Origin of the sequence: Cellulophaga sp. BC115SP (assembly GCF_009905545.1) — a bacterium.
Lineage (GTDB): Bacteria > Bacteroidota > Bacteroidia > Cytophagales > Spirosomataceae > Flectobacillus > Flectobacillus rivi.
This window is the reverse complement of the sequence record NZ_JAAALB010000092.1, coordinates 1-6,625: the sequence shown is the minus strand read 5'-3', so window position 1 is coordinate 6,625 and position 6,625 is coordinate 1. Positions and strand designations below refer to the sequence as shown.

General features: G+C 41.8%; 10 protein-coding genes. All 10 read left to right on the top strand.

The window, feature by feature from the left end; genetic code table 11:
• The first annotated feature begins 131 nt into the window (after nt 1–131).
• A complete protein-coding gene (locus GVN22_RS26520; RefSeq protein WP_166554031.1) occupies nt 132–596 on the top strand; it encodes a hypothetical protein in 465 nt (154 codons plus the stop codon).
• A gap of 4 nt (nt 597–600) precedes the next feature.
• Complete coding sequence (locus GVN22_RS26515; RefSeq protein ID WP_166554030.1) at nt 601–738, top strand: hypothetical protein; 138 nt, start codon at nt 601–603, stop codon at nt 736–738.
• An 18-nt stretch (nt 739–756) separates the two neighbouring features.
• Nucleotides 757–1,455, top strand: a complete 699-nt coding sequence (locus tag GVN22_RS26510; protein ID WP_166554029.1) for a hypothetical protein — start codon at nt 757–759, stop codon at nt 1,453–1,455.
• A complete protein-coding gene (locus GVN22_RS26505; RefSeq protein WP_166554028.1) occupies nt 1,455–1,913 on the top strand; it encodes a hypothetical protein in 459 nt (152 codons plus the stop codon). Before GVN22_RS26510 ends, GVN22_RS26505 begins: the two co-directional genes overlap by 1 nt.
• Nucleotides 1,906–2,643: a hypothetical protein gene (locus GVN22_RS26500; protein WP_166554027.1), complete on the top strand. Its 738-nt coding sequence runs from the start codon at nt 1,906–1,908 to the stop codon at nt 2,641–2,643. The genes GVN22_RS26505 and GVN22_RS26500 overlap by 8 nt, the downstream gene beginning before the upstream one ends.
• Nucleotide 2,644: 1 nt before the next feature.
• Nucleotides 2,645–2,857: a hypothetical protein gene (locus tag GVN22_RS26495; RefSeq protein WP_166554026.1), complete on the top strand. Its 213-nt coding sequence runs from the start codon at nt 2,645–2,647 to the stop codon at nt 2,855–2,857.
• Between the two features lie 56 nt (nt 2,858–2,913).
• The gene (locus tag GVN22_RS26490; RefSeq protein WP_166554025.1) at nt 2,914–3,576 is read left to right on the top strand and encodes a hypothetical protein; all 663 of its coding nucleotides are present in this window, start codon (nt 2,914–2,916) and stop codon (nt 3,574–3,576) included.
• Nucleotides 3,577–3,595: 19 nt separating this feature from the next.
• Nucleotides 3,596–4,123: a hypothetical protein gene (locus GVN22_RS26485; RefSeq protein WP_166554024.1), complete on the top strand. Its 528-nt coding sequence runs from the start codon at nt 3,596–3,598 to the stop codon at nt 4,121–4,123.
• A gap of 32 nt (nt 4,124–4,155) precedes the next feature.
• Nucleotides 4,156–4,671: a hypothetical protein gene (locus GVN22_RS26480; RefSeq protein WP_166554023.1), complete on the top strand. Its 516-nt coding sequence runs from the start codon at nt 4,156–4,158 to the stop codon at nt 4,669–4,671.
• Nucleotides 4,671–6,625 (top strand): tail fiber protein (locus GVN22_RS26475; protein ID WP_205691049.1); only part of this gene is annotated, 1,955 nt, incomplete at its 3' end. The genes GVN22_RS26480 and GVN22_RS26475, both read left to right, overlap by 1 nt.

Here is a 6,625-nt window from a genome sequence, read left to right as displayed (position 1 = left end):
GTGTTTATTCCTGAGATGCACGAAAAACTAGAGATGACTAAAGCAGGTCTTGAATCCTATCTAGGTTACAAAGCCGTAGATGCCAGTGTCAAGCCCAAACTACCACCTAAGGAAGAAGAAGTCGTTGCAGGATGAGAAAATTCATGATTGCTTTTAAGCACTATCAACACGACGGGAAAGACTTTTACAACCAATTGATGAAGACTTTTCTAAGGAGTGAATTCATTCATTGTGAGCTGGTTTTCTCAGATGGTAAGGTCGGTTCATCGAATCAGTTTACAGGTGTAAACATCTTTGCAGAAGACCAGAGACGAAACCCGTTTTATTGGGAGTTCTACGAAATTCCGTGGTACTACGAAGTCGAGACACGAAAATACGTAGCACGAAAGGTAGGTAAACCCTATAATTGGGGTGGGGTCTTGGGAAGTATGTTGTATCCCATAGGGCTGAGTCAAGACGGTTTTTGTTGTGCTGACCTCTGTTATGTTGCACTTTGTAAATCAGGTGTACCGCTAGCAAGTCATGACCCTGAGAGTGTTTCTCCGAATGATTTGCGGTTAATGATTCAAAAACTCTATCCACGAATATACCCTTGAAACGATGTTTAACAAACTCTTAAAACTCGGAAGCTTCTTTGTAGGCTTATGTATCGCTGGTTTCTATGTGTCAGGAATGATGCTCAATTTTATCCAGCTTCGTAAGGAAAAAGAACTTCGAAAAATCAATAAATACGAATAACCGCTAAACCTATACGAAATGAAACAAGGTGATATTCTTTATGCCAAAAGCTTGCGATTCACAGCCTTTGCAGGAAAGAAGGAAGAACGAAAATACAACCCTTGGGTAGACACCACGAGCAACCGAAGCTTTCTGACCTACTTAATACCAGGCGTTGGGCAAGTCATCGGTTTGGTTGATTTTGCGACAGGCTATCAGCAGTATGATGACAGCCCCATTGGAAACGAGCTAAAGTTCTTGGCGGAAAGTGACCCCGATACCGTTCCCATGCAATTATTCATTGGGGGCTCAACCTATCCACCACAACGCAAGCTCTTAGTGGAGTTTGAATTTGGGGATGTAGTAGGAGTGTTTGCTGGTAAGACCAAGTATTTAGGTGGTGTCGCCTACGTCCAAGTAGCCGTTGAGATTCGTGGTTATACGGGAACTGGCGATGACTTTCCTGTTCCAGCGTTGGTTTGGGTCAGACTTTCTGATGTCTCCAATGACCAAGACGAACTTACCCAACTAGCGGAACAAGGACAATCAGGCAATGTGGATACCAAAACCCTAAAAGAAAAGCTCTCTAAAGCTCCCGCCAGTGCTACAGGAAGTGGATCTGGTTCAGGCTCTAATAATAGTAGTTCCAAAACAGGTTTAATACTTGGTATCATTGCTGGTGTAGTATTGATTGGTGTCACGATTTGGGCAATTGTTACCCGTAAAAAAGAAGACTAATGAAAAAGACACCAACGGACACTTCGCAAGGTCTGGATACTTCCAAAACGGATAGTTCAAACCAGACAAATACGGATAAAAACGGCAAAACCAAGGTCGGACAAGCTATCTCCAATATTTGGGGAGGGATTAAAGGTATTTTTACAGGAAAAACACAGAATCCTGTTTCAGCCAATGGCACAACTTTGCAGGTAAAAGACAACCAAGGCAATGTCATAGCTCAGAAGGAAACTAGTACCAATTGGGGCGGAGTTCTGGCGGGTGTGGGACTACTTTTTACCAGTATTTTTCCTAATGCCATCAATCAGGATTCCAACCTCAACAACCAACAACCTGACCCGAATGTCCAGCAACAACAGTTGCAAAGAACAGGTCAGAATATCCTTTGGATAGTTGGTTTGGCGATTGTGGGCATAGGTACTGCCATTATTATCTATTTCAAAAAGAAGGATGATTAGAATCGGAGTAGTATCGAAAGTAAAGGAAATAGAGTTAGACCAACTACGAAAAATCGTAGCAGCCATCAACAAGCAATTGTCGCTACATTTTGCACCGTATTGGGCAATTGAAGCACAAGCTACGATTTTTAGTAGCAGCTCTCTGATTCCAACAAGCTATTTCCCTGTAACCATCGAATATGACATTGGTGAAGACCTTGGTGGTTTTCATGGAGTCGATGACGATGGTGTTCCATTTGGGAAGGTCAGATATTCGAGCAAAGTTAGCTATGTTCTTTCACATGAGATTCTGGAAATGGTTCATAATCCTTATCTCAAGAAGTTTCGAAAAACTACAGGATTCAAGGAAAATGAAGATGACCCACTCTACGTAGAGGAAGTCGCTGATGCTACGGACGGGAAAGGTTATCTGATTGATGGCATTGAAGTTTCCAACTTTATTACACCTGACTGGTTCAACAAGGTTCATGTCGAGAACATCAAGTATGATTTTCTCGGACTTTTGAAAAGACCCCGTGAGTTGTACGAAGGTGGCTACATTAGCTGGCTCAGTGTTCAAGGGGAATACTGGCAAGCGGTCAAAACCAAAGGGAAACTTATAATTCGAAAGCTCACAGGTTCAAGTGTAGCCAGTGAAACAAAAGATAATCCTTGGGTCTACTTTTTTACCTTTTTAGGCTTGTGTGTCATCTTTTTAATTTATCGCATTTTCAACACTAAATCTATTTAACATGGCAAAGCAAAACGCAAAAATCATCGAATTTAAGCCTGACAAAAAGAAAACCAAACCCAAATTAACCGCCAATCAAAAGAAGGCTCAGGACAACGTGAGAAAGGTCAATAAACTAGCCGTTCAAGAGATCTACAATGCTGGCAAAACAGGCAAAGACATTCCCGCTTGGGGAGATGCTCTACGTAAAGCAGCCAAAAAAGTTTACAAGTAATTGCCTCTAAACCTAAATAGCCTTGACTGATTTGTATAGTCAAGGCTTGTTTACTCATGAAACAACACAAATATCCTCTTTGGAGCATCTTTCTGATCATACTAACAGTAATATGGTTTTTCTGGGATAAGATAATGTTGTTTTTTACCCAAAAAGCGCAAAAGGAATTGGCTGCCTCCAATGCCAAAATAGACAAGGATACCGATTTATTACTCGAAGTATTAGCTCAGGATAGATTGGCGATGCAGAATCTCTCTCAGAAAATCGAAGATTTGAAAGATAACAAAGATGATGATACTAAAGCTGATGGTGAAGTCAACAATCATTACAATACAACTGTCTACAAAGGAGTCGATTTTCAGGAAGTTTTAGCAGATGAATATATCGTCAAAGGTCGCTTAATCACGATTAAAAACGGTCTTGCCTATCACTTCAATCCTTTATTGGAGGAAAACTATCTCAAAGCAACAGGAATTAGTTTAGACAATGCTCCAGTAGGTGAAACGCTCCATATCCAAGTCGAAGGCGTCGTTGAAATTACCAATTGGGGACTCACCGTCAATACGAATTACTATGCTGGTCCAGCTGGACAATTGATGCCATCCGCACCTGATGGAAGTACTACCCAAGGTGTAACGCAAAGTGTTGGCTTGTCACTTACTCCCGAAAAGCTCAACATTGATTTCTCTGTATCCATTATCAATCAAATTATCACTTAAAACTAAACCTTAATTTAAAATGCCAACTAAAAAACAAGCCATTATCAAGACTACTGACGGTAAAATGCAAGTAAACGTTGCAACGGATACGTCGGACGGAACTGTTGCCAATGCTGGTCGATTTTTGTTACTCAACGACTCAGGTATCGTTGATGATTCCGTGATTCCAGATTGGATGAAAGGATTTCTAATCAAAGATAACTGTGTCGAAACAGGTGGTATTGCCGTAGGAAAAATGGTTGCCTTGACCTCAACAGGTTTTGTACTGGCTGATAATGCCACTTTGACCAAAGATGTTATCGGTATCGCTGTAACTGTTGGTGTTAACGGGGCTCAAATGTCCGTTTTGACGGGCGGTAAGTTTACCATCACAGGTGCAACCTTTACCAAAGGTTCAAACTACTTTTTAGGAGCAGCAGGAGATGTAACTGTAACACCACCAGACAATGTTGCGAACAAGCTCTCACAAAGAGTGGGTAAAGCTCTAGCTTCGACTCAATTGGTTCTTGAGATTTCGGAACCCATTATTACCTCATCATTAGCTTAGGTTTTCCCTAAGCCCTAAACCTATTTTTCATCATGGCAAAAAAACAAGTAATCTCAAAAAGTGGGGGTGGTAAACTTTACGCAGCTGTAGCAACTGATACCTCAGTAGGTGCAGTTGATGCTGGTGAATATGTTATGCTGAATGGTGTTGGGGTACTTGATGAATCTGTTTTGCCCAATGAGATTTCAAACTTTGTACTCAAAGACAACTGTGCTGAGGCTGGTATTACCGCTGGAAAGCTTGTTGCCTTGACTTCCACAGGCTTTGTACTGGCTGATAACGGAGATATTACCAAAGAAGCAATGGGTGTGGCTTTAACAGCAGGAACCGTTGGACAACAAATGATGGTAGCCATTGCAGGTCGTTTAACGATTGCTGGTTCATCGTTTGCCAAGGGAACTCGCTATTACTTGGGAACAGGTGGTGCAGCCATTGCCACGCCACCAGATAACGTTGCTGGCAAAATCAGCCAGTTCATTGGGAAAGCATTGTCAACTACCTCCATTCACATCGAGTTTGGTGAGACAATTATAACCACTGCACTCTAATGAAAGAAAAAGTCCTTTTTAAATCAACGAGTGGGGTTTCTACAGAAAAGGTGATTGGCACACTTCCTACGGGAGGTGCTGCCAATATGCTCTTTGTCAAAGGCTCTGCGACAGATTATGATGGGATATGGCAAGCACTTACCTCGGCAATGATAACTGGAGCTTTAACCGTAGGTTCACTTTCACCTTCTTTGATTGCTCAAGATAGTAACAACAGATTCGTAACAGATTCGCAAATATCGGCATGGAATGCCAAAGCCAATGCGACAGATTTAAACAACTATCTTCCCACTGCTGGAGGTATTATGAGTGGATTAGTTCGATTTAATACTTACGGGGTCAACTCTATTGGTAAAGGAACAGGTGATGGTGCAACTAGTACCACATACAACTTCGAAATTGCCTCTTGGTGGGGAATTGCCTTTAAAGACACTTGCTATAACACGATCAATATCGTATTCGATACCAGAGCTGGAAAAATCCAGACCAAAAAAGTTCAGATAACAGATTTTAACAACGGAGTTGTAGATGCTCCCGTTGTTGCGGCAGCTGATGGGACACTGGCAAAGAAAGCCATAAGTGCAGCTTTTGTGACAGAATCAAGCGATAAGCGATTTGTAACGGACTCTCAAATATCAGCTTGGAACGCCAAAGTGAACACCAGCGATTTGAGTAACTACCTACCTCTAACAGGAGGAGTTATGACTGGAGCTTTAAGTTGGAATACCTATGTTGTCGAGGGGAATCCTAGTTACGGAAAAAACTCTATTGGGAAAGGTACTGGTGATGGTCCTACAACAACTACCTACAATCTTGAAATTGCCTCATGGTGGGGTATTGCTTTTAAAGATTCCTGTTTTAATACGGTTAGTATTGTTTTTGACACAAGAACTGGTCAGATGCAGTCCAAAAAGTTGAAGCTAACAGATTTTTCCAATGGCGTGGTAGATGCACCCGTTGTTGCGGCTGCCGATGGTACATTAGCCAAGAAAGCTATTGGCGCTGCCTTTGTAACCGAATCAACCGATAAGCGCTTTGTCACAGATAGCCAGATTTCAACATGGAACACCAAAATATCAGGTATTACTTTAGAAGAAGATGGTACATCAAAATCAACAGGAAATACCGCTATTAATTTCAGTCATGGAGCGTATGCCATCGTCTCAGTCGTCGGAAAAGTGGTACGATACAATGTGGATGTAGTCACCGATAATTCCCGTTGGTTAGACAATGTCACGAATCCAGTAGCTACAAATCTTGTCAAAGGAAAACTCGATGGTAAAGCCGATTGGGGGCATGGACATAGTTGGGACAGTATTTCAGGAAAACCAACAGAGTTTAATCCAACTGGGCACAGTCACCATTGGGACAGCATTTATGGAAAGCCCGGTGCTTTCAATGTGCTCATCAAAGAAAATGGTGCGGACAAAAGTGTCAATTCTGCTCTCAATTTCTCAGCAGGAGCTTATAACATTGTTCAAGTAGATGGAAATACCATTCGCTATCATTGTGACGTCGTAACAGACAATTCTCGATGGGCTGATTGGTGTACCAATCCTATTGCTACCAACCTTATCAAATCCAAAATTGATGGTAAAGCTGACTGGGGACACGGACACAGTTGGGATAGTATTTCGGGGAAACCCACAGAGTTTAATCCGACGGGGCATAATCACCACTGGAATAACATTGATGGTAAACCCTTTGAATTCTCGATAAACAGTAATGGTTCATCCGTTGTTTCAACCAACTATTGGTTCAATTCCAAACATGGATGCGTGATGGAAGGGATGAGCTATATTCACAATATCAGTTCTGAAATTATAGGCTCAAATGGAATATCAACCAATGACCTTCGTCTTAACATGACGCCTTCGTATGCCAAGTCAAGCGCTCCGTCTGGTTACCTGACGCTCGATGGTAACAGAGTCATTTTCGTCAACTCATTTTATTA